We start from the raw sequence: 26,565 nt of genomic DNA, 5'->3' as shown, positions 1-26,565 counted from the left end.
GCACGCACTGAGGGCGCCCAGAAGATTCCGGGCGCCCTCGGTGTCTACAACCAGCCGTCAGCTCTTCTTCGCCGACTCCGGCTCGTCCTTCGCCTCCACGGCATCCGGCTCGGCCTTGTCCTCGACCTCGACGTCGGCCTTGTCCTCGGCCTTGGCGTCGGCGTCGGCGTCCTCACCGTCGGCCTCAGCACCTGCGACGTCCTCGGTCGGACCGTCGGAGGCACCCGGTTCCACCACCGCTTCGCGGCCCGGCCGCTTCTTCGCCGACACCACGATGTACGTCACCGCCAGCAGGAACACGATGATCGCGGTCCAGTCGTTGAGGCGGAGGCCCAGGATGTGGTGGGCGTCGTCGACGCGCATGTACTCGATCCAGCCACGGCCCACGCAGTACGCGGCGACGTACAGGGCGAAGGCCCGGCCGTGACCCAGCCGGAAGCGGCGGTCGGCCCAGATGACCAGGAGGGCGACGCCGATGCACCACAGGGACTCGTAGAGGAAGGTCGGGTGGTAGTAGCCCGGCACCCGGCCGCCCTCGGAGGAGGTGATGTGCAGCGCCCACGGCACATGGGTCTCGCGTCCGTACAGCTCCTGGTTGAACCAGTTGCCCCAGCGGCCGATGGCCTGCGCGAGGGCGATGCCGGGGGCGATGGCGTCGGCGTAGGCGGGCAGCGGGATGCCCCGGCGCCGGCAGCCGATCCACGCGCCCACCGCACCGAGCGCGATCGCGCCCCAGATGCCGAGGCCGCCCTCCCACACCTTGAAGGCGTCCACCCAGTCACGGCCCGGGCTGAAGTACAGCTCGTAGTCCGTGATCACGTGGTAGAGCCGGCCGCCGACGAGGCCGAAGGGAACGGCCCAGACGGCGATGTCGGCAACCGTGCCGGCTCGCCCGCCCCGGGCGATCCAGCGCTTGTTGCCGAGCCAGACGGCGACGAAGACGCCGATGATGATGCAGAAGGCGTAGCCGCGCAGCGGGATCGGACCGAGGTTCCAGACCCCGCGCGACGGGCTGGGAATGTAGGCAAGTTCCATGGCAAGGTCGACGCTACCGTGCCGGGCCGCGAGGACGGCAGGCAGCCCGGCTACGGGTCCATAACGGGCACGTGAGAAACATGCTTACCCGCGGTTCGCGTCCTCCACCATCTGCTTGAGCTTCGCCGGGGTCAGCGTCTGGTCCGCGTAGATGTTCTTGCCGCCGAACAGGACGGTGGGCGTGCTGCTGAAGCCGCCTGTCTGGAAGGCCTTGTGGGACTTGTTCACCCAGGTGTCGTGGGTGCCGTCCTTGACGCACTTCTGGAACGCGGGGGTGTCGAGGCCGTTCACCTTGCCGGCCAGCTGGATCAGCTTGGCGTTGTCCGCGAAGGCGTCGTCCGTCTCCTGCGGCTGGTTCGCGTACAGCACGTCGTGGTAGTCGCGGAACTTTCCGGCGTCCTGGGCGCAGGCCGCGGCGTTGGCCGCGCGCAGGGAGCCGGTGCCGCCGAGGTTGCCGTCGATCAGCCGGACCAGGTGGTACTCGACTCTGAGCTTGCCCGCGTCGGTGAGCTCGTGGAGCGTGGGCCGGTACATCGTCTCGAAGGCCTGGCAGGCCGGGCAGCGGAAGTCCTCCCAGACCGTGAGCGTCGCCTTGGCGCCGTCCTTGCCGACCGGGATCGCGAGACTGTCCTTGCCCTGCGCGCCGGAGGGCACCACGACCGGGCCCGCGCCGGCGGTCTTCTTCTTGCCCGAGTTGGCGGCGATCACGCCGATCACCGCCGCGAGCCCCAGGACGCAGACGACGCTCGCGCCCACGATCAGCGCGCGCCGTCGCCTCTCCGCGGACTTCTGCTTCTCGCGCTCGACCGCCAGCCGCTCCCGGGCGGTGCGCTTTTCGTCACGGTTCTTCTCGCTCACACCCCCAGAACGAACCGGGGAGGCGCAGCGCGCCTCCCCGGCCTGAGGTCCACTCGTTCGAGTGACCGAATCTTCCGTTACGAGCGGTTACGCCTGTCCGCGAACGCCCTTCGCCAGCTCGCCGGCGAGCCCACGCACCGCCTCGATGCCGGAGGCGTGGTCCGGGGCGTCCAGCATCCGCTTCACGAACGCCGAGCCGACGATGACGCCGTCGGCGAAGCCGGCGACCTCGGCGGCCTGGGCCGCGTTGGAGACGCCGAGCCCGACGCACACCGGCAACGGGCTGCCGGTGGCCCGGGTGCGCTCGACCAGGTCGTGGGCCTGGACGCCGACCGACTCACGGGTGCCGGTGACACCCATCAGCGAGGCCGCGTAGACGAAGCCGCTGCCCGCCGCGGTGATCCGGGCGAGCCGCTCGTCCTTGCTGCTGGGAGCGACGACGAAGACGGTGGCGAGACCGTGCTTCTCCGCGTGCTCCCTCCACAGGCCCGACTCCTGGACCGGCAGGTCGGGCAGGATGCAGCCCGCGCCGCCCGCCTCGGCCAGCTCGGCGGTGAAGCGCTCCACGCCGTAGCGGTCGATGGGGTTCCAGTAGGTCATCACGAGCACCGGCTTCCCGGTCGCCTCGTTCGCCTCCCTGACCGTCCGCATGACGTCCGCGATCCTGACGCCGCCGCGCAGGGCGATGTCGTCGGCGGTCTGGATGACCGGACCGTCGAGGACCGGGTCGCTGTGCGGCAGACCGACCTCGACGATGTCGGCGCCGCCGTCGAAGACGGCCTTGATCGCCTCGATGCCGCCGTCCACGGTGGGGAAGCCGGCCGGGAGGTAGGCGATGAGGGCGGAGCGCCCCTCCGCCTTGGCGGCGGCGAGGGTGTCGTTCAGAAGCTGAATGTTGCCGCTCACTTGGCGTCCCCCTCGATCTCGGCGGTGTCGGCTTCGTTGGCGGCCACCTCGGCGTCGGTGTCGTAGAGGCCGAAGTAGCGCGCCGCGGTGTCCATGTCCTTGTCGCCGCGGCCGGACAGGTTGACCACGATCAGCCCGTCCTTGCCCAGCTCCCTGCCGACCTCCAGGGCGCCGGCCAGGGCGTGGGCGCTCTCGATGGCCGGGATGATGCCCTCGGTCCGCGACAGCAGGCGCAGGGCCTGCATGGCGGCGTCGTCGGTGATCGCGCGGTACTCGCCGCGGCCGCTGTCGCGCAGGTAGGAGTGCTCCGGGCCGACGCCCGGGTAGTCCAGACCGGCCGAGATCGAGTACGGCTCGGTGATCTGGCCCTCGTCGTCCTGCAGGACGTAGGAGCGGGAGCCGTGCAGGATGCCGGGCTCGCCCGCGGTCAGGGTGGCCGCGTGCTCGCCGGTCTCCACGCCGTGCCCGGCCGGCTCGCAGCCGATCAGGCGGACGCCCTCGTCGGGGATGAAGGCGTGGAAGAGGCCGATGGCGTTGGAGCCACCGCCGACGCAGGCGATGGCGGCGTCGGGGAGACGGCCGGCGCGCTCCAGGAGCTGCCGCCGCGCCTCCACGCCGATCACCCGGTGGAAGTCGCGGACCATGGCCGGGAACGGGTGCGGGCCGGCGACCGTACCGAACAGGTAGTGGGTGTGGTCGACGTTGGCGACCCAGTCCCGGAACGCCTCGTTGATGGCGTCCTTCAGCGTGCGGCTGCCGGACTTCACGGCGACGACCTCGGCGCCGAGCATGCGCATACGGGCCACGTTGAGGGCCTGGCGCTGGGTGTCGATCTCGCCCATGTAGATGGTGCAGTCGAGGCCGAACAGGGCGCAGGCGGTGGCCGTGGCGACGCCGTGCTGGCCGGCGCCGGTCTCCGCGATGACGCGGGTCTTGCCCATGCGCTTGGTGAGCAGGGCCTGACCGAGAACGTTGTTGATCTTGTGGGAGCCGGTGTGGTTCAGGTCTTCCCGCTTGAGGAACACCCGGGCGCCACCGGCGTGTTCGGCGAACCTCGGCACCTCGGTGAGGGCGCTGGGGCGGCCGGTGTAGTTGACGAGCAGGTCGTCGAGCTCACGGGCGAACTCGGGGTCGTGCTTCGCCTTCTCGTACTCGACGGCGACCTCGTCCACGGCGGCGACGAGGGCCTCCGGGATGAACTTGCCGCCGAACGCGCCGAAGTAGCCTTCGACGCTCGGGACCTGACCCTCGGGGTCAGGGATGAAGAACTGGCTGGGCATGCGAAATCCTCACGGTGAGTGGTGTGTGAACAGCACTGTTCGCCGTGGGGGCGGGGTTTTGCCGGTCGAGTACCGGCCGTCAGTCGCTGCTCGCGCCCACGCGGCGGAGCCGCGTGTTCGGGCACTGCCCCGCGCCCCCGAGGGGGCGCTGCCATCGCATGCCGTTGACCTGCCCGGGCTCGTCACCGATGACGTACCGCACCCGTCGGCCGTGCACCCTGCGGGCGGGCGCGCGGCAGCCACGCGGGCGGCAGCCGCGCGCGAGGCGGGCGTACCGGTCCGCGGCCTTGAGGGATGCGGTCGGAGTCATCGCGGCAAGCCTAGCCGTCGATCAGCTTCGGCCGTGCCGCAGTGCGGGGTGCTCCCCCGCCGCGACCAGGTCGGAGACAGCCGTCTTCGGGTCCTTGCCGGTGACCAGGGACTCGCCCACCAGGACCGCGTCGGCGCCGGCGTTGGCGTACGCGATCAGGTCGTGCGGCCCGCGCACACCGGACTCGGCGACCTTGACGATGCCCTCGGGGATCTCCGGGGCCACCCGCTCGAAGGTGCCGCGGTCGACCTCAAGGGTCTTCAGGTTGCGCGCGTTGACACCGATGATCTTGGCGCCCGCGGCCACGGCCCGCTCGACCTCGTCCTCGTCGTGCACCTCGACGAGCGGGGTGAGGCCGATGGAGACGGCACGCTCGATCAGCGACTCGAGGGCCGGCTGGTCCAGGGCGGCCACGATCAGCAGCGCGAGGTCGGCGCCGTACGCGCGGGCCTCCCACAGCTGGTACGACGTGACGATGAAGTCCTTGCGCAGGACCGGGATGTCCACGCGCGCGCGGACGGCCTCCAGGTCGGCCAGCGAGCCGCCGAAGCGGCGCTGTTCGGTGAGGACGGAGATGACGGCGGCACCGCCCGCCTCGTAGTCCGCGGCGAGCCCGGCCGGGTCGGCGATCGCGGCCAGCGCGCCCTTGGAGGGGCTGGAGCGCTTGACCTCGCAGATCACCTTGACACCGTCGCCCTTGAGCGCGGCCACCCCGTCCTTGGCGGCGGGGGCCTTCGCCGCACGCTCCTTGAGCTCGTCGAGGCTGACGCGTGCCTGCCGCTCCGCGAGGTCGGCACGGACTCCGTCGATGATCTCGTCGAGCACACTCACGCGAGCGGCCCCCTTTCAGACGGTTGTTCCTTCGGGTTCTGAAAACCCTTGGTCACTTTGATGGTATCCGGAGGTCCACGATGGCCCTGCATCCGATCTATACCGGTCCCACCACCTGGACATTCTGTGGACGGGTCCGAGAGCGGTGCGGGAGCCGGTCTAGGGGTGCAGCCAGCCGCCGCCCGGCAGGTTCCGGACCACGGTGAAGACCAGCAGCAACGCGCCGATGCCCCACATCTGCACCCGCCCGAGTTCGATCCGTAGCGGCCGGCCGCGCACCGCGCGGACCACCCAGACGGTCCACAGCACCGCGAAGCCGAGGTAGGCGGCCACGCCCACCACGTTGTCGTGCAGGGCGGTGAGGAAGTCGCCGTGGACGAAGGCGTGCGCGCTGCGCAGTCCGCCGCAGCCGGGGCAGTACAGGCCGGTGAGCCGGTACAGGGGGCACACCGGGTAGTGGCCTGGCTCGTTCGGGTCGACCGTGCCTACGTACGCGAAGGCCCCGCCGACGGCCGCGAGCAGTCCGGCCGGAAGGGCGAGCCTGCCCCACAGGGCGGGCGGCGGGCTGGTGCGCGGGGCGCTGTGGCTGTCGGCGTTCACGCTAGGCATTCTGCCCCGCACACCCCGCGCACGCGCGCGAGGGGCGGCCCGTACCCTCCTCGGGTCCGGGCCGCCCCTCGCGGGAAGCGGTGGTGCTCAGCTCTCGGCGCCGGCCGGCTCGCGGGTCGCGGCGGGGGTCGCGTGCACGACGGCGTGCGCCTGCTGCTTCGGCTGGCCGAGACCCATGGCGCGCATGGCGGCGCCCACGACGCCACCGAGGACCACGATCACCATGCCGGCCCAGAAGCCCACGGGCTGGGCCATCACCATGAAGGCGCCCGCGACGCAGAAACCGATGAAGGCGATGGTGACGCCGGTCCAGGCGGCCGGGGTGTGACCGTGGCTGCTGCCCGCCATGACTTGCTCCTCGTTGCTGTGTGTCCTAGTCCGAGCCGGACGCTCGTCGTCCATTGTCCCGTACGCGCACGCGTGCCGGACGCGGGGGTGGCGTCTGGTTCGCCACATCCAGCGACAGCCAAGGGGTACCGCTCAGGCGCCGGTCGGGTCCTCGCCCCGGTCCAGGGCCTTCCAGATCTCCTCGGGACGCTCGGGGTCCACCGGGCGCGCCTTGCGCCGCGGGCGGTCGGCCCCGCGCTCGTAGCGGCCGGACATGGCGGGCCACCCGCTGCCGTAGCGCAGGGCGAGCAGCCCGGCGAACAGGATCAGGACGCCGCCGACGACCGCGACGTACGGCCAGCCGGTGTGGCTGAGGGCAGCGACCGTGGCCGAGGTGTCGCCGGTGGTCTGCGCGGCCTTCTCGTCCAGCGCGGAGCCGTCGGAGGCCCCGACGAGGGCGGCGGCGACGATGCCCGCGCCGGAGAGCGCGAGCAGCGCGGCGACGGCGAGGCGGCCCGCCCCGCGGACGGCGAAGACGGCGACCAGCGCGGCGAGGCCCACTATGGCGAGGGCCGCGGGGACGCCCGTGACGTCGCTGCCCTTGGCGGTCAGCGGGAACGCGCCGCCGGCCACCGTGGCGGTGCCCTCCGCCCAACGCTGCCGGGTCGCGAGCAGCGCCACGGCCGCGCCGAGCGCACCGAACAGCAGGGCCACGGCGAGGCTCCGCCGACCGGACCGGGCGGGCGCGGCGGCTTCGGAACGGGGGTGAGGTACGGCAGTCACGTGGTCCACTATCGCCTGAACCCCGGGCGAACCGTCACCCGGGGGTTCACATGTGACGCTCTCCACCGTGCTCCGCCGACCGGTCGCTACCGTCCGAGACGGTTCGCCGTGTGGACGGCCCGCAGTACCGCGGCGGCCTTGTTGCGGCACTCCTGGTCCTCGGCGACAGGGTCGGAGTCGGCGACGATGCCCGCGCCGGCCTGCACATAGGCCGTGCCGTCCCGGAGCAGGGCGGTGCGGATGGCGATGGCGGTGTCGGAGTCGCCGGCGAAGTCGAGGTAGCCGACACAGCCGCCGTACAGGCCGCGCCGGGACGGCTCGAGTTCGTCGATGATCTGCATGGCGCGGGGCTTGGGCGCGCCGGACAGGGTGCCCGCCGGGAAGCAGGCGGTCAGCACGTCGAAGGCCGTACGGCCCTGGGCGACCCGGCCGGTGACCGTGGACACGATGTGCATGACGTGCGAGTAGCGCTCGATGGACATGAAGTCCACGACCTCCACCGAGCCGGGCTCGCAGACCCGGCCGAGGTCGTTGCGGCCGAGGTCGACCAGCATCAGGTGCTCGGCGCGCTCCTTGGGGTCGGCGAGCAGCTCCTCGGCGAGAGCCTGGTCCTCCTGCGGGGTGGCGCCGCGGTGCCGGGTGCCGGCGATGGGGTGGACCATCGCGCGCCCGTCCTCGACCTTGACCAGCGCCTCCGGGGAGGAGCCGACGACGTCGAACCCGTCGAGGCGGAACAGGTACATGTACGGCGACGGGTTGGTGGCCCGCAGGACCCGGTAGACGTCCAGCGCACTGGCCGTGCACGGGGTCTCGAAGCGCTGGGAGGGCACGACCTGGAAGGCCTCGCCCGCGCGGATGCGCTCCTTGACGTCCTCGACGGCCGCCCGGAAGTCGGGGCCGCCCCACAGGGCGGTGTACTCGGGCAGTTCGGAGGGCGGCAGGACGGCCGGGGGCTGGGCGACCGCCCGGGACAGGTCGGCCTCCATCGCGTCGAGCCGGGCCACGGCGTCGGCGTAGGCCTCGTCCACCCCGGTGTCGAGGTCGTTGTGGTTGATCGCGTTGGCGATCAGCAGGACGGAGCCCTCCCAGTGGTCCATGACGGCGAGGTCGCTGGTGAGGAGCATGGTCAGCTCGGGCAGCTTCAGGTCGTCGCGCTCGCCGGGGCCGATCTTCTCCAGGCGGCGGACGATGTCGTAGCCGAGGTAGCCGACCATGCCGCCGGTGAAGGGCGGCATGCCCTCCTGGTGCGGGGTGTGCAGGGCCTGGAGGGTGGCGCGCAGGGCGGCGAGCGGGTCGCCGCCGGTGGGGACGCCGACGGGCGGGGCGCCGAGCCAGTGGGCCTCACCGTCCCGTGCGGTGAGGGTCGCGGCGGAGCGCACGCCCACGAAGGAGTAGCGGGACCAGGAGCGGCCGTTCTCCGCGGACTCCAGCAGGAAGGTGCCGGGGCGTTCGGCGGCGAGCTTGCGGTAGAGCGCGACCGGGGTGTCGCCGTCGGCGAGGAGCTTGCGTGTGACCGGGATGACGCGTCGGTCGGTGGCGAGCTTGCGGAAGGTCTCGAGGTCCATGGCGGCTGACCTTACTGATCCTGTGCCTGCACGCCGGAATCGGCGTCCTTGAGCAGCACGTCCTCGTCGAAGCAGGTGCGGGCGCCGGTGTGGCAGGCGGCGCCGACCTGGTCGACCTTGACCAGCACGGTGTCGGCGTCGCAGTCCAGGGCGACGGACCTGACCCACTGGAAGTGTCCGGAGGTGTCGCCCTTGACCCAGTACTCCTGGCGGCTGCGCGACCAGTAGGTGCAGCGGCCCGTGGTGAGCGTGCGATGCAGCGCCTCGTCGTCCATCCAGCCGAGCATCAGCACCTCACCGGTGTCGTACTGCTGGGCGATGGCCGGGAGGAGCCCGTCGGCGCTGCGCTTCAGGCGCGCGGCGATCTCGGGGTCCAGGCTGCTGGGCGGAGGCGTACTGGTCATGGCTGCCATTGTGCCGCGCGGTACTGACTGTGACGGTCCGCGTCCACTGGTTGGGCCCGGTGGCGCGATGGGGGTGCCCCCCAGACTTTCGGTTCTGGGGGAGCCTCGTCGAGGGTTGGTGGCCGGGTGACGGGTGGGCGGAGCCTGTGCGTGGTCGTAGGCTGACTGCATGTCGACCTTCGCCCAGCGTGAACGGCTTCTGCTCGCCGACCTCTTGGAAACCACCGGTCCGGAGGCCCCGACCCTCTGCGAGGGGTGGCTGACGCGCGATCTGGCCGCGCACGTGGTGGTGCGGGAGCGGCGGCCGGACGCGGCCGGGGGCACGCTGATCAAGCAGCTCGCGCCGCGCCTGGAGAAGGTGATGGCCGAGTACGCCGCGAAGCCGTACGAGGAGCTGATCCAGCTGATCCGGACCGGCCCGCCGCGTTTCTCGCCCTTCCAGCTCAAGCAGATCGACGAGGCGGCCAACATCGTGGAGTTCTACGTCCACACGGAGGACGTGCGCCGCGCCCAGCCGGACTGGACGCCGCGCGAGCTCGACCCCGTCTTCCAGGAGTCGCTGTGGACCCGTCTGGAGCGGACCGCCCGCCTGCTGGGCCGGGGTGTGCCGACGGGCCTGGTCCTGCGGCGTCCGGACGGCCAGACGGCCGTCGCCCACCGGGGTGCTCCCGTGGTGACGGTGACCGGCGAGCCGGCGGAGCTGCTGATGTTCGCGTTCGGCCGGCAGAGCACGGCGAAGGTCGAGCTGGACGGCGACGAGAACGCCATCGCGAAGCTGCACGAGTCCAAGCAGTTGGGCATCTGAGAGGCACCTCATGATCAAGGTCGCGATGACCGGTGTGTACGTGGACGACGTGCCGAAGGCGCACGCCTTCTACACGGACGTCCTCGGCTTCGAGACCCGTACCCGTCTGGACCTGGGCGGCGGCACGCTGTTCGTCACGGTCGGCGCGCCGGGCGGGGCCCAGCACGATCTCCAGTTGCTGCTGGAGCCCGGCGACGGCCCCATCGCGGAGCCGTACCGCCGGGCCCTGTACGAGGCGGGCATCCCGTGCATCGTCTTCTCGGTGGACGACATCCAGGCGGAGTACAAGCGGCTGGTGAACCTCGGCGTGCGCTTCACCCACGAGCCGCAGGAGCAGGGTCCGGTGATCGCGGCGGTGATCGACGACACGGTCGGCAACCTGATCCAGCTGGCCCAGCCCAAGCCGGCCCACGGCTGAGTCTCAGCGAGGCAGTTCGGCCCGGCGCAGGCCCGGGACGTACAGGGCGACGAGCCCGCCGAGGCCGCAGACGACGGCGCTGACGACGTAGACCGGGCCAAGGCCCCAGGCCCCGATCGCGGCGGCCGCGAACGGCATGCTCAGCGGGGCGAGTCCGAGGCTGACCAGGCCGGAGACGGCCGTGACCCGGCCGAGGTAGGCGGGGTCGGCCTGGGTCTGGAGCAGGGCCCCGCACATGGCGCCGCTGAGCCCGGCGAGGAGTCCGACGAGCAGGGCCACCCCGACGGCCCCGGCGAGACTCGGGACGAAGGCGAGGGCACCGATCGCGACGGAGCCCCCGAGGATGGCGTACGCGGCGATCAGCCCGGCGCGCGGCAGCCGCCCGCGGACGGTGAGCAGCAGCGAGGCGGCGCCCGCGCCGACGCCGAACCCGGCGAGGATCCAGCCCATCCCGAAGGCGCCCCAGCCGCGCCGGTCGGCGAGCAGGGTCAGGCCGACGTTGAACGGTCCGACGAAGCCGAAGTCGCCGAGGGCGATGGCCAGCATGAGCGGGGCGAGGACGCGGTGGCGGCGGATGTAGCGCAGGCCTTCCCGCAGATCCCGCCGGGCGGACGTCTCCCGGGTGTCCGTCCGGTCGTCCGCCGGCAGTTTCCGGACCCGTACGCAGACCAGCAGGGGCACCGACACCGCGATGAGCAGTCCGGCGAGGGTGAACGCGGTCGCCGCGCCGCCGAGCGCCACGCCGAGGCCGCCGAGCGGGGCGCCGACGACGTTCGCGAAGCGGATCGCGAGGCCCCGCATGCCCTGTACCCGGGCCAGCTGGTCCTTGCCGGTGATCCGTGCCGGGAGGGCGCCGACGGCGGGCATGAACACGGCGTCGACGGTGCCGAAGACGAGGGCCAGCAGGGCGAGCGGCCACAGCCCGGGGCTGGTCAGGAACAGCAGGACGGCCACCGCGAGGACGGCGGCGCAGCGCACGGCGTCGCTGCCGATGACGACACGGCGCGGGCCCAGCCGGTCGGCGAGCACTCCCCCGCCGAGCATCAGCACGGCCCGCGGCAGCGCGCTGGCCGACATCACGACACCGGCCTGCGCGGGTGTTCCGGCCTGGACGGCGGCCCAGGACAGGGCGATGTAGTAGATGCTGTCGCCGAGCATCGAGGAGGTGTAGGCACCGAGCCAGCGCAGGACGTTGGGGTCGCGGTGGGCGGGGCGGGCGTCGGTGACGGCGGCCGACGGCGTGAGGGTGGCGGTCACGGGAGGGGCCCTTCTCAGGCGCGGAACGGGAATCCGGACACGTGCAGCGCGACGTGCTCGCGCCCTTCGGTCTCACCGGCGGCTTCGGCGGACCGGCCCCTCTCGTCATACTTCCGCACCAGTGCGAGCAACTCCTGGCGCAGTCCGTCCAGTTCGGCCGCGGTGAGGCGCAGCAGGGACTCGCTGTCGGGCGCGGCGGCGTTCCACTCGGCGCTCCAGGTGGCCCGCTCGTCCAGGTAGCGGCGGTACATCTCGGCGCGCTGGTCGTGGAAGAGCCGGGTCGCCGCCAGGTGCACGGCCGCCTTCTCGGGCGCGTCCAGGAAATCTCCGTCGCGGATGCTCACCCCCTCCGACGAGGGCTGCCACCAGCGCTCCCGGCCGTCCGCGCTCTGCGGCTCGGCCTCCTCGATCAGACCGTGCTCGGCGAGCTTGCGCAGGTGGTAGCTGACCAGCGAGACGGCCTCGTCGACCTGGTCGGCGAGGTGCGAGGCGGTCGCCTTGTCGGCCACGCACAGGGCTCGGTACAGCTTCATCCGCAGCGGGTGGGCGAACGCCTTGAGCGTGCCCACGTCCGTGATGGGACGGCTCCCCTTGGCTGTCATGCGCACAACGCTAGATGGGAAAGAAAAGTTGCACAACAGATTTTGCGCAACTTCTCTTTCCTGTCTGCCGACGAGAAGGCCCCGGCCGCCCGAGGGCAACCGGGGCCGAAGTTCAGCGCGGCGTCACCGCACCGGGTGCCCCGCCTCCCGCAGCGTCTGCTTCACCTGGCCGATGCGCAGGTCGCCGAAGTGGAAGACGGAGGCGGCCAGGACCGCGTCCGCACCCGCCTCGATGGCCGGCGGGAAGTCCGCCAGCCGGCCCGCGCCGCCCGAGGCGATCACCGGGACGGTGACGTGCTTGCGGACGGCCGCGATCATCTCCAGGTCGTAGCCGTCCTTGGTGCCGTCCGCGTCCATGGAGTTCAGCAGGATCTCGCCGGCGCCCAGTTCGGCGGCCCGGTGCGCCCACTCGACGGCGTCGATGCCGGTGCCCCGGCGGCCGCCGTGGGTGGTCACCTCGAACGAACCCGACTCGGTCCGGCGCGCGTCCACCGAGAGCACCAGCACCTGCCGGCCGAAGCGCTCGGCGATCTCACGGATCAGGTCCGGGCGGGCGATGGCCGCCGTGTTGACGCCCACCTTGTCGGCGCCGGCCCGCAGCAGCTTGTCCACGTCCTCGGCCGTGCGGACGCCGCCGCCGACGGTCAGCGGGATGAACACCTGCTCGGCGGTGCGGCGCACCACGTCGTACGTCGTCTCGCGGTTGCCGGACGAGGCGGTGATGTCCAGGAACGTCAGCTCGTCGGCGCCCTCGGCGTCGTACACCTTGGCCATCTCGACCGGGTCGCCCGCGTCGCGCAGGTTCTGGAAGTTGACGCCCTTGACGACCCGGCCGTTGTCCACGTCCAGGCAGGGGATGACTCGGACCGCCAGGGTCATGAGTTCACGGCTCCTCTGAATGCCTCTAGTTCCACTTCGACCAGGATGCGCGGGTCGATGAAGCCCTCCACGACCAGCAGGGTCGAGGCCGGGCGCACGGAGTCGAAGATCTCCTTGTGGGCCCGGCCCACGGCGTCCACGTCCCGCACATGGGTCAGGTACATCCGCGTGCGGATCACGGACTCGATACCGAGCCCGAACTCCGCGATCGCCTCCAGTGCGCCGGTGAACGCCACCTTGGCCTGCTCGTACGGGTCGCCCTCCCCGTACAGCACCCGGCCCCGGAAGGACGTCGTACCGGCCACCAGCACACGGTCACCCGCCGCGACGGCGCGCGCGAACCCGAAGCTCTCCTCCCAGGGACTTCCGCTCTGCACGCGCCGCACGGCATCGGTCATGACGACACAGCCTCCAAGGCCTCTTCCAGGGTGAACGCCTTCGCGTACAGGGCCTTCCCGACGATGGAGCCCTCGACACCGAGGGGTACCAGCTCGGCGATGGCCCGGAGGTCGTCCAGCGACGACACGCCGCCGGACGCCACGACCGGCCGGTCCGTCACGGCGCACACGTTGCGCAGCAGCTCCAGGTTCGGGCCCTGGAGGGTGCCGTCCTTGGCGATGTCGGTGACGACGTAGCGGGCGCAGCCCTCCTTGTCGAGGCGCTCCAGCGTCTCGTAGAGGTCGCCGCCGTCACGGGTCCAGCCGCGGCCGCGCAGGGTCGTGCCGCGCACGTCCAGGCCGACCGCGATCTTGTCACCGTGCTCGGCGATGACCTTCGCGACCCACTCCGGGGTCTCCAGGGCGGCGGTGCCGAGGTTCACCCGGGTGCAGCCGGTGGCCAGGGCGGCGGCGAGGGTGTCGTCGTCGCGGATGCCGCCGGACAGCTCCACCTTGATGTCCATCGCCCTGGCGACCTCGGCGATCAGCTCCCGGTTGTCGCCCGTGCCGAAGGCGGCGTCCAGGTCGACCAGGTGCAGCCACTCGGCGCCGGAGCGCTGCCAGGCGAGGGCGGCCTCCAGCGGGGAGCCGTAGGACGTCTCGGTCCCGGACTCACCGTGCACGAGGCGGACGGCCTGGCCGTCACGGACGTCGACGGCGGGAAGGAGTTCGAGCTTGGCCATGGTCTACAGGGTTCCGATCCAGTTGGTGAGGAGCTGGGCACCGGCGTCGCCGGACTTCTCGGGGTGGAACTGGGTGGCCCACAGGGCACCGTTCTCCACGGCCGCCACGAAGGGCTTGCCGTGCGTCGACCAGGTCACCCTGGGCGAGTGCATGACCGGGTTGTGGGTCTCCAGGGTCCAGTCGTGGACGGCGTAGGAGTGCACGAAGTAGAAGCGGGCGTCCCGGTCCAGGCCGGCGAACAGCTCCGAGTCGGCCGGTGCGTCGACGGTGTTCCAGCCCATGTGGGGCACGATGTCGGCCTGGAGCGGCTCGACCGAGCCGGGCCACTCGTCGAGGCCCTCGGTCTCCACGCCGTGCTCGATGCCGCGCGCGAAGAGGATCTGCATACCGACGCAGATGCCCATCACCGGGCGCCCGCCGGACAGCCGGCGGTCGATGATCCAGTCACCGCGGGCCTCGCGCAGCCCCTGCATGCAGGCGGCGAAGGCGCCGACGCCCGGCACCAGCAGGCCGTCGGCGTTCATCGCCCGGTCGAAGTCGCGCGTTATCTCGACGTCGGCGCCCACGCGCGCGAGGGCACGTTCGGCGGAGCGGACGTTGCCGAAGCCGTAGTCGAAGACGACCACTCGCTTGGCGCTCAATTCCACACCTCCAGCCTCAGGACGCCCGAGACGAGGCACATGGCCGCGCCGATGGACAGCAGCACGATGAGGCTCGTGGGCATCTTCTGCTTGACGAAGGAGATGATGCCGCCGACCAGGAAGAGGCCGACGACGATCAGGACGGTGGACAGACCGTTCATGGGTTACAGCGCGCCCTTCGTGGAGGGGAGGATGCCGGCCGCGCGCGGGTCGCGCTCGCTGGCGTAGCGCAGGGCCCGGGCGAGCGCCTTGAACTGGCACTCCACGATGTGGTGCGCGTTGCGCCCGTAGGGCACGTGCACGTGCAGCGCGATCTGCGCCTGGGCGACGAAGGACTCCAGGATGTGCCGGGTCATCGTCGTGTCGTACTCGCCGATCATCGGCGCCATGTTCTCGGGCTCGGTGTGCACGAGGTAAGGGCGGCCGGACAGGTCGACGGTGACCTGGGCGAGGGACTCGTCCAGCGGGACCGTGCAGTTGCCGAAGCGGTAGATCCCCACCTTGTCGCCGAGCGCCTGCTTGAAGGCGGCGCCGAGCGCGAGGGCGGTGTCCTCGATGGTGTGGTGGGAGTCGATGTGCAGGTCGCCGTCGGTCTTCACGGTCAGGTCGAACAGACCGTGCCGGCCGAGCTGGTCGAGCATGTGGTCGTAGAAGCCGACACCCGTGGCGATGTCGGTCCTCCCGGTGCCGTCGAGGTCTATCTCGACGAGGACCGAGGTCTCCTTGGTGGTGCGCTCGATTCTTCCGACGCGACCTTCGCGAGTCATGCCTCAAGCTCCTTCTTGACTTCACGTACCGCGTCGAGGAACGCGTCGTTCTCTTCGGGGGTTCCGGCGGACACCCGCAGCCACCCCGGTACGCCGTTGTCCCGGACCAGGACGCCCCGGTCGAGGATCTTCTGCCAGGCGGTGTGGGAGTCCTCGAACCGGCCGAACTGCACGAAGTTCGCGTCGGACTCGGTGACGTCGTAACCGATCGCCCGCAGCTCGCTCACCAGCCGGTCCCGCTCCGACTTCAGCTGCTCGACGTACTTCAGCAGCGTGTCGGTGTGCTCCAGGGCGGCCAGGGCGGTCGCCTGGGTGATCGCCGACAGGTGGTACGGCAGCCGTACGAGCTGCACGGCGTCCACGACCGCGGGGTGCGCGGCGAGGTAGCCGAGGCGCAGGCCCGCCGCGCCGAACGCCTTCGACATGGTGCGGGAGACGACCAGGTTCGGCCGGCCCTCCAGCAGCGGCAGCAGCGAGTCGCCGTGGCTGAACTCGATGTAGGCCTCGTCGACGACGACCATGGACGGCTTGGCCGCCTGGGCCGCGTCGTACAGCGCGAGGACCGTCCCGGGCGGAACCGCGTTGCCGGTGGGGTTGTTGGGGGTGGTGATGAAGACGACGTCGGGCCTGTGCTCGGCGATGGCCTGCCCGGCCACCGCGAGGTCGATGTCGAAGTCCTCGTTGCGGGGGCCCGAGATCCAGCCCGTCCCCGTGCCGCGCGCGATGAGCGCGTGCATCGAGTACGACGGCTCGAAGCCGATGGCCGTGCGGCCCGGCCCGCCGAAGGTCTGCAGCAGCTGCTGGATGACCTCGTTGGAGCCGTTGGCGGCCCACACGTTCTCGACGCCGAGCGGGTACTTGCCGGTCTTCGTCAGGTACTTGGCCAGCTCGGTGCGCAGCTGGACCGCGTCCCGGTCGGGGTAGCGGTTCAGGTTCCGGGCGGCCTCGCGCACCCGCTCCGTGATCCGCTCGACCAGCGGCTCGGGCAGCGGGTACGGGTTCTCGTTGGTGTTCAGCCGTACGGGGACGTCCAACTGGGGCGCGCCGTAGGGGGACTTGCCGCGCAGCTCGTCCCGTACGGGAAGATCGTCGATTCCGAAGCTCACTTGCTCTCAGGCACCTTCCAACCGCTGCATCCATCGTTCGGCTCCGCCAAAACGAGCCTTGATCGCCGCGCCGTGCGCGGGCAGGTCCTCCGCCTCCGCCAGCGCCACCACGTGATGCGCGACCTCGGCCAGCGCGTCCTTCGTGTAGTCGACGATGTGGATGCCGCGCAGGAAGGACTGGACGGACAGGCCGGAGGAGTGGCAGGCACAGCCGCCGGTGGGCAGGACGTGGTTGGACCCGGCCGCGTAGTCGCCCAGCGAGACCGGGGCCCAGGGTCCGATGAAGATCGCGCCGGCGTTCCTGACCCGGTCGGCGACCGCGGCGGCGTCCGCCGTCTGGATCTCCAGGTGCTCGGCGCCGTACGCGTCGACGACCCGCAGACCCTCCTCGATGCCGTCGACCAGGACGATCGCGGACTGCCTGCCCTTCAGGGCCGGGACGATCCGGTCCTCGACGTGCTTGGTGGCCGCCACCTGCGGTTCCAGCTCCTTGGCCACCGCGTCCGCCAGTTCGACCGAGTCGGTGACCAGCACGGCAGCCGCCAGCGGGTCGTGCTCGGCCTGGCTGATCAGGTCCGAGGCCACGTGCACCGGGTCGGCGGTGTCGTCCGCGAGGACCGCGATCTCGGTGGGGCCGGCCTCGGCGTCGATGCCGATCTTGCCGGTGAAGTAGCGCTTGGCCGCGGCCACCCAGATGTTGCCGGGGCCGGTGACCATGTTGGCGGGCGGGCAGGACTCCGTGCCGTACGCGAACATCGCGACGGCGGTGGCGCCGCCGGCCGCGTAGACCTCGTCCACGCCGAGCAGGGCGCACGCGGCGAGGATCGTCGGGTGCGGCAGCCCGCCGAACTCGGCCTGGGCCGGGGAGGCGAGCGCGATCGACTCGACGCCGGCCTCCTGCGCGGGCACCACGTTCATGACCACGGAGGACGGGTAGACCGAGCGGCCGCCCGGGGCGTACAGCCCGACGCGCTCGACCGGCACCCACTTCTCGGTGACGGATCCGCCGGGCACGACCTGGGTGGTGTGCGTCGAACGGCGCTGCTCGCGGTGGACCAGGCGGGCGCGCCGGATGGACTCCTCCAGGGCCGCGCGCACGGCCGGGTCGAGGCCCTCGAGCGCGTCGGTGAGCGCCTGGGCCGGGACACGGACGGATTCCAGCCGTACTCCGTCGAATTTCTCGGCGAAGTCGATCAGCGCCGCGTCGCCACGATGATGCACGGCCTCGCAGATCGGACGCACCTTCTCCAGGGCGGCCTGAACGTCGAAGTCGGCTCGGGGCAGCAGGTCGCGCAGGGCGGGGCCCTCGGGAAGGGCGTCGCCGCGCAGATCGATTCGGGAGATCACGGTGCCAATTCTCTCAGACCGGGGTCCGGAGCCGTCCGCGCGTATCAATGGCTGATACAGAACGCGGGACAGCGGGCGGTACATAGCCTGGCCGGAACCCGGAAGATCGCCTTCACGTCTTGTGTAACAGGCGTCACTCAGCGGGCATGAACGGGTGTACGAGAGGGTGACAGCGAGTAGTCAGAGGAGGAAGGAAGAGCGGTGACCGAGGGGGCCGGCATCCACGCCGGGGACCTGCCGGACGACCTGACCGCGGCCGAGGCCGGCATGTGGCAGGCCTTCCGCAACGGCAGCGTGTACGACCTGAGCAGCGGGGACGCCGTGGTGGACGATCCGCACGGCGGGCATCCCTGGGGGCCCGAGCGGAGCGTCAGGGCGCGCATCGTCTGCTGGCTGGTGCTGGACGGGCCGCCCGCGCTCGCGGGCCGGGTGTCCTCGCTGAAGCTGGTCGGCGTGCGGGTCACCGGCACGGTGGACCTGGCGGGCGGCACGGTCACGCCGTACGTGGAGCTGCGCGGCTGCCGTTTCGACGAGCAGATCCTCCTGCCCGAGGCCAGGTTCACGACCCTTCGCCTGGTGGACTGCGCGGTGCCCCGCCTGGAGGCGGCCCGGGTGCACACCGAGGGCGATCTGCACCTGCCGCGCTGCCGTTTCCAGAACGGGGTGCGGCTGGCCGACGCGCACATCGGCACGGACCTGCTGCTCAACCAGGCGATCGTCTACCGGGACCGCAGCGGCCGCTCGATCGCCGCGGACGGCATGACCGTGGGCCAGGACCTGCAGGCGGAGCTGCTGGAGTCGCACGGCGAGCTGAGCCTGCGCAGCGCCAAGGTCGGGGTCTCGCTGAGCCTGCGGGGAGCGAAACTGGCCAACCCGTACGCGCGCCTGGCCCTGAACGCCCCCCAGCTGACGGTGGGGCGCACCCTATATCTGACCCCGGCCGGCGTGGGCAACCCGCTGCTGAGCGGGACGACCCCCGCGCGCGGGACACGCATCCAGCGCTTCGAGTGCCGGGGCGGGATACGGCTGGACGACGGCCGGTTCGGGGACGCCGTGGACCTGGAGCGGGCCCGGTTCACCTTCACCGACGACCAGGAGCTGTCGTTGCGCCGGGTGCAGACGCCCGAGCTGCGCTTCCTCGGGGACAGGCCGGAGCGCGGGAAGGTGGTGCTGTCCGGCGCGCGGATCGTGAATCTGGTGGACCACGCGGGCAGCTGGCCGGGCCCGGGCAACCTCCACATGGGCGGCTTCGCGTACGAGAACCTCGTACCGCAGGGCCCGTTCCCGCTGACCCGGCGGCTGGACTGGGTGGCGGCGGCCACCGCCGAGTACAACCCGGAGCCGTACGAGCGGCTGGCCACCGTGCTGCGCGCGGCCGGGGAGGACGAGGACGCCCGCGAGGTGCTGCTCGCCAAGCAGCGCCGGCGCCGCGAGACGCTGCCGCCGGCCGCCAAGTGCTGGGGGTACGTCCAGGACTGGACGGTGGCCTACGGCTACCGGCCGGGCCGGGCCGCGGTGTGGATGGCGGTGCTGTGGGCGGCGGGCACGCTGGCCTTCTCGCACGCCGGCCATCCGCCGGTGAACCCCGGCGGCCATCCGACCTGGAGCGCCGCCCTGTTCACGCTGGACCTGCTGCTGCCGGTGATCGACCTGGGCCAGGTCGGCCAGTGGCAGTTGCGCGGCGGCTGGCAGTGGCTGGCGGCGGCGATGATCCTGCTGGGCTGGATCCTGGCGACGACGGTGGCGGCAGGGGCGACACGGCTGCTGCGGCGCGGCTGACGCCCGGCCCAGCGGTACGTACGCGGCTGATGCCCGGGTCCAGCGGCACGCACATGGACGCCCGGTCCATCGGCACGTACGTCACATTGGGCACATACACCACATTGATTGAACAATCACCTTTTACTTGCCCTTGACCATCGGACGTACAACCTTCCGTGACTTGCCCAGACCCTCTGGCGCTGCCCCGACCTGCGGTCTTTCAATGGTCGACACCATGGCTCCACTGCCGGCGTTCCTCCGCCCCACACGGATGACACGACGTGCCTCACGCCCCGCCGCCCCTCAGCCGGCCGGCGACGAGGCCGTCCTCGACGCGCCCGACGAACGCCTCTCCCCCGTGCTGGTAGCGGCCGGCCGGGGCGAGTACGGCGCCGCCTCCGCGCTGCTCGCCGCCACGCGCGCGGCGGCCGAGTGGGAGGCCCACGACCGCTACACCCGGCGGCTCGCCGCCTTCGCCCGCTCGCGCTGCGAGTGGTTCGAGGCCTGGCGCGCGGCCGCCGCCGACGACCCCGACGTGACGCTCGTCGCGGCCCAGCTCGCGGTGGACCGCGCCTGGCCCTCCCCGGCCCGCGCCGAACTGCTGCGCGAGGTGAGCCCGCTGATCACGGCCGCCGCCCGGGCCGACGACCGCGACCCGGTGCCCTGGCGGATCGCGCTCGACCACGCACGCGGCTCCCGGGCCGGGCACCGCTACTTCGAGGAGCTGTGGGAGGCGGCGGTCCGGCGGGCCCCGCACCACTACGGCTGCCATGTGGCCGCCCTGCGCTACCTGGGCAGCTCCTGCTGCGTCGTGTGGGGGGACACCCCCCACACCCCCCGTGCCTCGCACCGCGAGTGCTTCGACTTCGCCGACCTGGCCGCGCAGGACGCCCCGGCCGACTCGCTCGTCCAGGCGCTTCCGGCCCGGGCAGCCCTCGCCTACCTGACCGACGGCTGCGGCCCCGAGGTGCCGCGCGAGCGGCTGGACGCGGCGGCCGAGCGGGCGATCGCACTCTCCGGCCGGTTCCCGGCGGCCGCGCCGTCGTCCGCCGAGATCCGTAACAAGCTGGTCTACGTCCTCGCCCGGCTGGAGCGCTGGGAGGACGCCCGCACCCAGCTGCGTCTGATCGGCCCGTACGCCACCTCGTTCCCCTGGGACCGGATCTCCGAGGACCCGCTGGGCCACTTCCTCAGGCTGCGCGAGGCACTCCTGACGGCCGCCGGCGGCACCCCCCTGACCGAACTGCTGGCGGCACCGGCGCGACCGCGGAACGAACACCGCGGCCGAGCCGCCGCCCCCGACCACTAGGCTGGGGCGCCGTGACCACCGTCCGACTCCCTCTGTTCCCGCTGAACTCGGCGTTGTTCCCCGGGCTCGTGCTGCCGCTGAACATCTTCGAGGAGCGCTATCGCGCCATGATGCGCGAGCTTCTGAAGACCCCCGAGGACGAACCGCGCCGGTTCGCCGTCGTGGCGATCCGCGACGGCCACGAGGTGGCACCGAGCGCACCGGGCATGCCGGATCCGACCACACAGCCCGAGCGAGGGCCGGCCGCGGGCTTCGGCCCGGACCCCCTCACGTCCTTCCACGGCGTGGGCTGTGTGGCGGACGCGGCGACCATCCGGGAGCGCGCCGACGGCACGTTCGAGGTGCTGGCGACCGGGACGACCCGGGTACGGCTGCTGTCCGTGGACACCTCGGGCCCGTTCCTGACGGCGGAGCTGGAGGAGCTGTCGGAGGACCCCGGCGACGAGGCGGGCGCCCTGGCCGAGGGCGTCCTGCGTGCCTTCCGCCAGTACCAGAAGCGCCTGGCGGGCGCCCGCGAGCGCTCCCTGTCGACGGGCGCGGACCTCCCGGACGACCCGTCGGTGGTCTCCTACCTGGTGGCCGCTGCGATGGTCCTGGACACGCCGACCAAGCAACGGCTGCTGCAGGCGCCGGACATCGCCTCCCGGCTCCGGGACGAGCTGAAACTCCTTCGCGCGGAGACGGCCATCATCCGTAACCTTCCGTCGTTGCCCGCGTTCGAGCTGACGCGGACGCCGACCAGCCTGAACTGAGCGAACCGAGGCCGACACCCGATGGCGAAGAAGTCGAAGAAGCAGCAGCCCGGCGGCACCCCGGCGACGGTGTCCCTGACGGCGGCGGGTGTGGACTTCACCCTGCACTCCTACGACCACGACCCCTCCCACCCCTCCTACGGCGAGGAGGCGGCGGAGGCGATGGGCGTCTCCCCCGACCGGGTCTTCAAGACCCTGGTGGCCGACGTGGACGGCGCGCTGACGGTGGCGGTCGTGCCGGTCTCGGGCACGCTGGACCTCAAGGCGCTGGCCGCGGCGGTGGGCGGCAAGCGAGCGACGATGGCCGACCCCACCCTCGCGGAACGCACCACCGGCTACGTGCGCGGCGGCATCTCCCCCCTGGGCCAGCGCAAGAGGCTCCGCACCGTCCTGGACGACTCGGCCGAGTCCCACGCGACGATCTGCATCTCGGCGGGCCGCAGGGGCCTGGAGGTCGAATTGACTCCCGGAGACCTGGCACAGCTGACCGAAGCGGTGCTGGCACCGATCGGCCGGGGCTGACGGGACTACGTCAGCGGGGCTCCGTACCCGTCCTTCGGGGCCGGTCCCTGCGGATACGGCTCGGGGTCCCGAGGCCCGAACAGCGCGGTCAGCCCCAGATGCACCAGTACCGCGGCCAACGGCCAGGCCAGCAGCGCGCCCTTCGCCCCCAGCTTCAACGGCGCCGAGAAGGTGACTCCCTTCCCGACCTCCTTCGCGTGAGCGATCACGTCGGACGTGGGCCCCAGCCACACCCCGAGCCGCCACGCCAGCAGCGACCCGAGCAGACCGCCCACACCCAGCGCCACCACCAACGGCGCACCGCCGCGCCGCCGCAGCAGAAACACGACGACCGCGCTGACCAGCCCGAAGGCCAGCCCCAGCAGCGTGAACGTCCCGTCCACCCCGGCCGCCTGCTCCCCTTCGGTGTCCTTGAGGTAGACGACCCAGCTCTTGTCGAGCTGGTCCCCCACCAGCGGTACGTGCGGCGCCAGCCACCACCACAGCAGCCCGAACAGCAGCCCGCCCAGCGCCACCGCTATCGCGATCACGACGGCTTCCAGAACTTCGGTCTTCATCCCAGGGCCGTCCTGTTCGTACAGGCCCATGCCCGTCGCCCCGGCGGGCGGCGGCGCCTGCCAGGCCTGGTGCGGGGAGTCGTCGTGCGGCGGCGTGGGCGGCGTCAGCGGTGCGGTCACCCTGACATCGTGCCAGGTCGCGCTGTGGGGCGCGTCATCGGACGGCGGCCCTGCGGTAGGCCCAGGTCGCCACGGCCAGCGAGATCACTCCGACACCCGCGCAGACCCCCAGGTCAGCGAGGACGGCGGCCCAGTCCGGGTGGGACCCGAAGGTCCGCGCGTAGGCCTCCACGCCGTAGGTCGACGGCAGCAGGTCCCGGGCCAGCCGTACGATCTCCGGCATCCGGTCGGCCGGCAGCACACCGAGCAGCAGCGCCGCCGACATGCCCAGCTGGCCGAGCAGCGTGGCCAGCTCGGGCCGCGGCGCGAGCAGCCCGCAGGCGGCGCCGAGTCCGGCGAGCGCGGCGCCGGCGAGCGGGATGACGGCCAACAGGATCCACAGGTTGGACAGCGGCAGCCCGAACAGCACGCACCCGAAGACGGCGGTCACCAGGGTGCCCGGCACGGTGAAGGAGGCGTACGCCCCCGCCGCGCCCAGCACCACCGCCGCGGGCGGCACCGGCAGCGTGGCGTAGTGGTCGAGCCCGCCGCTGGCCCGCAGCTGCCCGAAGTACTGCGACAGCAGATTGAGCGCGACGTACGCGACGACGAGCACCGAGGACCCGGCCACCACGGACTGGGCCTCACTGCCACTGTCGACGACGCCCCGCATCATCACGGTGATGCCGACGGACTGGAAGGTCGCCACGAACAGCAACGGGATGCGCGCCACCCGGGCCCGGGACAGCTGGGCCCGGTAGACGGCCACCAGCGACGGCCACAGCCGCACGGGCGGCCCGAGCTCGGCCGCGGGCCGGGCCGGCTCCGGCACGGCCCGGCCACCGCCCGGCAGAACCTCCGCGGGTACGACACTCACGACGAGCTGCTCCTCTTCCCTACGGCAGCCGCGCCGCCGTCCCACAGGGACCATACGGGTACGACGTTCCTCGCGCTCACGCCTTCACCAGCCCCTGCCGTGCCGCCCCGCCCAGCGCCAGGTAGACGTCCTCCAGGCTGGGCGTGGCGAGCGTGAAGTCGTCCAGGGCGGCGAAGGCGGCCCCGCCGGTCACCGTGGCGACGGCGGCCCTGGCCTCCTCGGGCGCGAGCCGGAGCGTCCAGCGCCGACCGGACTCCACGGCCCGTTCGCGCAGCACGGCGACCTCGGGCACGTCCAGCGGCGCCCGCTCCCGCCACACCAGCTCCACCCGCACCTCGCCGGAGACCTGTTCCTTCAGTCCGGCCGGGGTGTCGCAGGCGATGACCCGGCCCTGGTCCAGGACGGCGACCCGGTCGAGGACGGTCTCGGCCTCGATGACGTTGTGGGTGACCAGCAGCACGGTCGTACCGCGCTCGGCCCGCCGTCGGTCCACGGCCGCCCACACCGCGCGCCGGGCCACCGGGTCCATGCCGGTGGTCGGCTCGTCCAGCACGAGCAGCGACCGCTCGCCGACGAGGGCGGCGGCGAAGCAGGCGAGCCGCCGCTGTCCGCCGGACAGCTTCTTCAGCGCCCGCCCGGCGATCGGCGTGAGTCCCAGCTCCTCGAGCACAGCGTCCCGCTCGGCACGCGCCTGCCGTACGTCCAGGCCGCGCAGGCGTCCGGTGGTCTCGGCGGCGAGCGCGACGGTCAGCTCGTCCAGGGCGGAGGACTCCTGCCCCAGGTAGGCGAGGATCCGGGCGGCCCGCTCGGGATGCCTGACGATGTCGTGGCCGAGGATCTCGACGCTGCCGGCGTCCGGCCGCAGCAGTCCGGTGAGCTGCCGTACGAGGGTGGACTTGCCGGCGCCGTTCGGCCCGAGCAGCCCGAAGATCTCTCCGCGCCGTACGTCCAGTTCCACGCCGTCGGTGGCCCGCACCTCGGGCGCGCCCGGCGCTCCGCGCCGCCCCTTCACGGGCGGGTAGGTCTTGCTGAGCCCGCGCACGCGTACGACCTCGTCATGCCGAAGTGCCTGTCCCACGCGCGTACTCACAAGGCACGAGACTACGGGGTCCGGCCCCTTTACTCGCCTTTGGGGCCTCTCCTCACCCCCGGCTTCCCATCTCGCCACCGGGAAAGTCCCGGCTCACTCCCCGGCAGGGGCGTGCTCGGCCGCGGCCGGTACGTCGATCTCCCGCCAGAAGCCCGCCCGGATGGCGTAACGGTCGTGCTCGTCGATCTGGTCGTCCTTGTGGGCGAGCAGCCCGAAGCGGGCGGCGTAGCGCAACAGCTCGCCGTCGATGCGGTGCGGGATGCGCGGGTACATCGTGGACAGCCGCTGCAGCTGGCCCTGGTCGCCGAGCCGGGACATCCAGCGACGGGCGAAGACCTGCCCCACCTCGTAAGGGTCGCCGCCGACCGTGGTGATGTCCTCCTCCCGGTCGGCCCAGCGCTGCTCGGCGGTGGTGAGCTGGGCGAGCGTCGGCATGGAGGCGATCTCGGGCGGCTCGGAGACCCCACCGGGCCGGTCCACCCAGCCCTTGTCGGAGGACCACCTGAGGGTCGCGGTCGCCGGATGCTGCACGGCCTGTACGCCGGGTGCACGCAGCGCGGCGAGATCCTTGGGGGTCGGTACGCCCTTGGGGGTGGGCACCCGCTCCTGGCTTCCGGCCTCGGCCGCGGTGGCGGGCGCGCGGGCGCCCTCCTCGGCGGGTGCTTCGGCGGCCGTGGCGAGCGCGGACTCGGGCAGCGGTGCGGAGAGGATCGCGGCGATCTCGGGACGGGGCACGGGCGGGGGTGCGCAGACGCCCGTCAGCTCCTTGGCGCGGACCGCCTGGGTGATCCAGGCCCGGTCCAGCACCCGCCGCTCGTCGGCCTCGGCGACCAGGTCCTCGGACTGGTTGTAGTCCCCGTCGGCGGCCTGTACGGCCCACAGGTGGACGGCGACGCCGTGTTCCTTGGCGGCCATCATGCCGGGCAGCAGATCGCCGTCGCCGGTGACCAGGACGACGTCGGAGCAGGCGCGATTGCGGGCCAGTTCGGTCAGCTCGGCGTGCATGGCGGCGTCCACGCCCTTCTGTGCCCAGCGACCGTCGCTGCGGGTGAGGGCGCCGAGCCGGACGGTGACGCGGGGCATCACGCGCAGCCGGCGGTGCTCCGGCTGGGGGACCCGGTCGGGGGCGCCGTCGAACCAGTAGATGCGCAGCAGCGGGCGCTCGGTCTCCGACTCCGCGCGTTCGCGCAGGGCCTGGATCAGCGCGGCGTGGTCGACGGTGATCCGGGACCGTGAGGGCTCACCGGCAAGGAGGCTGGCGGCGGCTCCCAGCAGATACCCGGCGTCCACCAGGACGATGCAGCGGTCCACGCGACTCACCCTCTTCCCAGGAGGCTCTTGCTTCGGACTTCCTTTGCTCCGGACTTCCTTCGAGTCTGCCCGACCACGCGGGGGTTAACGGCCGGAACTCGATCTTCGGCGTGGCGTTTGTGCATACCGCTCGCCCATCGCCCCTGTTACACACGGTAATTATCCGACATGCGCGTGATGTCAGCTTATGTGAATCTGGTCGCGGCCCTGGCCCCTAGATCCCCCACAGGAGGCAGATCACCATGGCCAAGAACAAGAACCGCAAGCAGGGCAGCCAGCAGCAGCGCACCTCGCAGGCCCAGGAGCACGCGCCGCGGTCGTCCTCGGAGGCGCACGAGTCTCCGATGCACGTCCCGGGCAGCCCGGCGGATGTTGCTCGTAAGAAGCAGCAGCGCTTCGGCCACAACTAAAGGGCAGTTGAAGCCCAGGCACACGG

General features: G+C 72.1%; 32 protein-coding genes. 7 read left to right on the top strand and 25 right to left on the bottom strand.

Annotated features, from left to right (window positions below; genetic code table 11):
• Positions 1 to 57: 57 nt before the first annotated feature.
• The 11 genes from lgt to hisI form a co-directional block, all read right to left on the bottom strand.
• Complete coding sequence (gene lgt, locus ACIF83_RS21410; RefSeq protein ID WP_393466548.1) at positions 58 to 1,035, bottom strand: prolipoprotein diacylglyceryl transferase; 978 nt, start codon at positions 1,033 to 1,035, stop codon at positions 58 to 60.
• An 84-nt stretch (positions 1,036 to 1,119) separates the two neighbouring features.
• Positions 1,120 to 1,893, bottom strand: coding sequence for a DsbA family protein (locus tag ACIF83_RS21405; RefSeq protein WP_393466545.1), 774 nt, complete (start codon positions 1,891 to 1,893; stop codon positions 1,120 to 1,122).
• An 87-nt stretch (positions 1,894 to 1,980) separates the two neighbouring features.
• Complete coding sequence (trpA, locus tag ACIF83_RS21400) at positions 1,981 to 2,799, bottom strand: tryptophan synthase subunit alpha (protein ID WP_393466542.1); 819 nt, start codon at positions 2,797 to 2,799, stop codon at positions 1,981 to 1,983.
• Positions 2,796 to 4,079: a tryptophan synthase subunit beta gene (gene trpB, locus ACIF83_RS21395; RefSeq protein ID WP_393466539.1), complete on the bottom strand. Its 1,284-nt coding sequence runs from the start codon at positions 4,077 to 4,079 to the stop codon at positions 2,796 to 2,798. The genes trpA and trpB overlap by 4 nt, the downstream gene beginning before the upstream one ends.
• Before the next feature lie 79 nt (positions 4,080 to 4,158).
• The gene (gene trpM, locus ACIF83_RS21390) at positions 4,159 to 4,389 is read right to left on the bottom strand and encodes a tryptophan biosynthesis modulator TrpM (protein WP_399728983.1); all 231 of its coding nucleotides are present in this window, start codon (positions 4,387 to 4,389) and stop codon (positions 4,159 to 4,161) included.
• Positions 4,390 to 4,410: 21 nt separating this feature from the next.
• A complete protein-coding gene (gene trpC, locus ACIF83_RS21385) occupies positions 4,411 to 5,220 on the bottom strand; it encodes an indole-3-glycerol phosphate synthase TrpC (RefSeq protein ID WP_393466533.1) in 810 nt (269 codons plus the stop codon).
• Positions 5,221 to 5,379: 159 nt separating this feature from the next.
• Complete coding sequence (locus ACIF83_RS21380; protein ID WP_399728980.1) at positions 5,380 to 5,829, bottom strand: DUF2752 domain-containing protein; 450 nt, start codon at positions 5,827 to 5,829, stop codon at positions 5,380 to 5,382.
• 87 nt (positions 5,830 to 5,916) lie between these two features.
• Positions 5,917 to 6,177 (bottom strand): HGxxPAAW family protein, encoded by a 261-nt coding sequence (locus ACIF83_RS21375; protein ID WP_393466528.1) that lies wholly within the window; start codon positions 6,175 to 6,177, stop codon positions 5,917 to 5,919.
• Between the two features lie 132 nt (positions 6,178 to 6,309).
• Positions 6,310 to 6,948 carry a TIGR02234 family membrane protein gene (locus ACIF83_RS21370; RefSeq protein WP_393466525.1) on the bottom strand — a complete coding sequence of 213 codons (639 nt, stop codon included), beginning with the start codon at positions 6,946 to 6,948 and terminating at the stop codon, positions 6,310 to 6,312.
• 77 nt (positions 6,949 to 7,025) lie between these two features.
• The gene (locus tag ACIF83_RS21365; protein WP_393466522.1) at positions 7,026 to 8,504 is read right to left on the bottom strand and encodes an anthranilate synthase component I; all 1,479 of its coding nucleotides are present in this window, start codon (positions 8,502 to 8,504) and stop codon (positions 7,026 to 7,028) included.
• 11 nt (positions 8,505 to 8,515) lie between these two features.
• On the bottom strand, positions 8,516 to 8,908 hold the full coding sequence (gene hisI, locus ACIF83_RS21360; protein ID WP_393466519.1) for a phosphoribosyl-AMP cyclohydrolase: 393 nt from the start codon (positions 8,906 to 8,908) through the stop codon (positions 8,516 to 8,518).
• A 169-nt stretch (positions 8,909 to 9,077) separates the two neighbouring features.
• On the opposite strand from hisI, the gene ACIF83_RS21355 reads away from it, so the two are divergent.
• Positions 9,078 to 9,713 (top strand): TIGR03085 family metal-binding protein, encoded by a 636-nt coding sequence (locus ACIF83_RS21355; protein WP_393466516.1) that lies wholly within the window; start codon positions 9,078 to 9,080, stop codon positions 9,711 to 9,713.
• A 10-nt stretch (positions 9,714 to 9,723) separates the two neighbouring features.
• Positions 9,724 to 10,131, top strand: coding sequence for a VOC family protein (locus ACIF83_RS21350; RefSeq protein WP_393466513.1), 408 nt, complete (start codon positions 9,724 to 9,726; stop codon positions 10,129 to 10,131).
• Positions 10,132 to 10,134: 3 nt separating this feature from the next.
• Here the strand turns inward: ACIF83_RS21350 and ACIF83_RS21345 are convergent, their stop codons facing one another.
• The 10 genes from ACIF83_RS21345 to hisD form a co-directional block, all read right to left on the bottom strand.
• Positions 10,135 to 11,388 (bottom strand): MFS transporter, encoded by a 1,254-nt coding sequence (locus tag ACIF83_RS21345; RefSeq protein ID WP_393466510.1) that lies wholly within the window; start codon positions 11,386 to 11,388, stop codon positions 10,135 to 10,137.
• Between the two features lie 14 nt (positions 11,389 to 11,402).
• On the bottom strand, positions 11,403 to 11,990 hold the full coding sequence (locus ACIF83_RS21340) for a helix-turn-helix domain-containing protein (RefSeq protein WP_393466507.1): 588 nt from the start codon (positions 11,988 to 11,990) through the stop codon (positions 11,403 to 11,405).
• Between the two features lie 123 nt (positions 11,991 to 12,113).
• On the bottom strand, positions 12,114 to 12,869 hold the full coding sequence (gene hisF / locus ACIF83_RS21335; RefSeq protein ID WP_393466504.1) for an imidazole glycerol phosphate synthase subunit HisF: 756 nt from the start codon (positions 12,867 to 12,869) through the stop codon (positions 12,114 to 12,116).
• Positions 12,866 to 13,267 (bottom strand): RidA family protein, encoded by a 402-nt coding sequence (locus tag ACIF83_RS21330; protein WP_399728973.1) that lies wholly within the window; start codon positions 13,265 to 13,267, stop codon positions 12,866 to 12,868. Before ACIF83_RS21330 ends, hisF begins: the two co-directional genes overlap by 4 nt.
• Complete coding sequence (priA, locus tag ACIF83_RS21325; protein WP_145875170.1) at positions 13,264 to 13,989, bottom strand: bifunctional 1-(5-phosphoribosyl)-5-((5-phosphoribosylamino)methylideneamino)imidazole-4-carboxamide isomerase/phosphoribosylanthranilate isomerase PriA; 726 nt, start codon at positions 13,987 to 13,989, stop codon at positions 13,264 to 13,266. Before priA ends, ACIF83_RS21330 begins: the two co-directional genes overlap by 4 nt.
• 3 nt (positions 13,990 to 13,992) lie before the next feature.
• Positions 13,993 to 14,637: an imidazole glycerol phosphate synthase subunit HisH gene (hisH, locus tag ACIF83_RS21320; protein ID WP_393466500.1), complete on the bottom strand. Its 645-nt coding sequence runs from the start codon at positions 14,635 to 14,637 to the stop codon at positions 13,993 to 13,995.
• Positions 14,628 to 14,792 (bottom strand): hypothetical protein, encoded by a 165-nt coding sequence (locus ACIF83_RS21315; RefSeq protein WP_386574244.1) that lies wholly within the window; start codon positions 14,790 to 14,792, stop codon positions 14,628 to 14,630. The genes hisH and ACIF83_RS21315 overlap by 10 nt, the downstream gene beginning before the upstream one ends.
• A gap of 3 nt (positions 14,793 to 14,795) precedes the next feature.
• Positions 14,796 to 15,398, bottom strand: coding sequence for an imidazoleglycerol-phosphate dehydratase HisB (gene hisB / locus ACIF83_RS21310; protein ID WP_393466498.1), 603 nt, complete (start codon positions 15,396 to 15,398; stop codon positions 14,796 to 14,798).
• Entirely contained in the window at positions 15,395 to 16,504 is a 1,110-nt protein-coding gene (locus ACIF83_RS21305) for a histidinol-phosphate transaminase (protein WP_393466495.1), read from the bottom strand. Before ACIF83_RS21305 ends, hisB begins: the two co-directional genes overlap by 4 nt.
• 6 nt (positions 16,505 to 16,510) lie before the next feature.
• A complete protein-coding gene (hisD, locus tag ACIF83_RS21300; RefSeq protein ID WP_399728967.1) occupies positions 16,511 to 17,851 on the bottom strand; it encodes a histidinol dehydrogenase in 1,341 nt (446 codons plus the stop codon).
• A gap of 201 nt (positions 17,852 to 18,052) precedes the next feature.
• On the opposite strand from hisD, the gene ACIF83_RS21295 reads away from it, so the two are divergent.
• The 4 genes from ACIF83_RS21295 (at position 18,053) to ybaK (ending at position 22,195) form a co-directional block, all read left to right on the top strand.
• The gene (locus tag ACIF83_RS21295) at positions 18,053 to 19,630 is read left to right on the top strand and encodes an oxidoreductase (protein ID WP_393466489.1); all 1,578 of its coding nucleotides are present in this window, start codon (positions 18,053 to 18,055) and stop codon (positions 19,628 to 19,630) included.
• Positions 19,631 to 19,835: 205 nt separating this feature from the next.
• Positions 19,836 to 20,921: a hypothetical protein gene (locus ACIF83_RS21290; protein WP_399728964.1), complete on the top strand. Its 1,086-nt coding sequence runs from the start codon at positions 19,836 to 19,838 to the stop codon at positions 20,919 to 20,921.
• Between the two features lie 11 nt (positions 20,922 to 20,932).
• Positions 20,933 to 21,673 (top strand): LON peptidase substrate-binding domain-containing protein, encoded by a 741-nt coding sequence (locus tag ACIF83_RS21285; RefSeq protein WP_393466484.1) that lies wholly within the window; start codon positions 20,933 to 20,935, stop codon positions 21,671 to 21,673.
• Positions 21,674 to 21,694: 21 nt separating this feature from the next.
• On the top strand, positions 21,695 to 22,195 hold the full coding sequence (ybaK, locus tag ACIF83_RS21280) for a Cys-tRNA(Pro) deacylase (protein ID WP_393466481.1): 501 nt from the start codon (positions 21,695 to 21,697) through the stop codon (positions 22,193 to 22,195).
• A gap of 5 nt (positions 22,196 to 22,200) precedes the next feature.
• On the opposite strand, the gene ACIF83_RS21275 is transcribed toward ybaK, so the two are convergent.
• From ACIF83_RS21275 to ACIF83_RS21260, 4 genes are all read right to left on the bottom strand, one after another.
• Positions 22,201 to 22,872 (bottom strand): AAA family ATPase, encoded by a 672-nt coding sequence (locus ACIF83_RS21275; protein WP_393466478.1) that lies wholly within the window; start codon positions 22,870 to 22,872, stop codon positions 22,201 to 22,203.
• A gap of 34 nt (positions 22,873 to 22,906) precedes the next feature.
• Entirely contained in the window at positions 22,907 to 23,728 is an 822-nt protein-coding gene (locus ACIF83_RS21270) for an ABC transporter permease (protein ID WP_393466475.1), read from the bottom strand.
• 76 nt (positions 23,729 to 23,804) lie between these two features.
• Positions 23,805 to 24,818: an ABC transporter ATP-binding protein gene (locus tag ACIF83_RS21265; RefSeq protein WP_399728959.1), complete on the bottom strand. Its 1,014-nt coding sequence runs from the start codon at positions 24,816 to 24,818 to the stop codon at positions 23,805 to 23,807.
• Between the two features lie 93 nt (positions 24,819 to 24,911).
• Positions 24,912 to 26,129 carry an NYN domain-containing protein gene (locus ACIF83_RS21260; protein ID WP_393466469.1) on the bottom strand — a complete coding sequence of 406 codons (1,218 nt, stop codon included), beginning with the start codon at positions 26,127 to 26,129 and terminating at the stop codon, positions 24,912 to 24,914.
• A gap of 242 nt (positions 26,130 to 26,371) precedes the next feature.
• On the opposite strand from ACIF83_RS21260, the gene ACIF83_RS21255 reads away from it, so the two are divergent.
• Positions 26,372 to 26,539, top strand: coding sequence for a hypothetical protein (locus ACIF83_RS21255; protein WP_393466466.1), 168 nt, complete (start codon positions 26,372 to 26,374; stop codon positions 26,537 to 26,539).
• Positions 26,540 to 26,565: the final 26 nt, after the last annotated feature.

The organism is Streptomyces sp. NPDC085866 (genome assembly GCF_044541035.1).
Lineage (GTDB): Bacteria > Actinomycetota > Actinomycetes > Streptomycetales > Streptomycetaceae > Streptomyces.
Note: the sequence above shows the minus strand (reverse complement) of the source record. Positions and strands in the feature narration are given on the sequence as shown.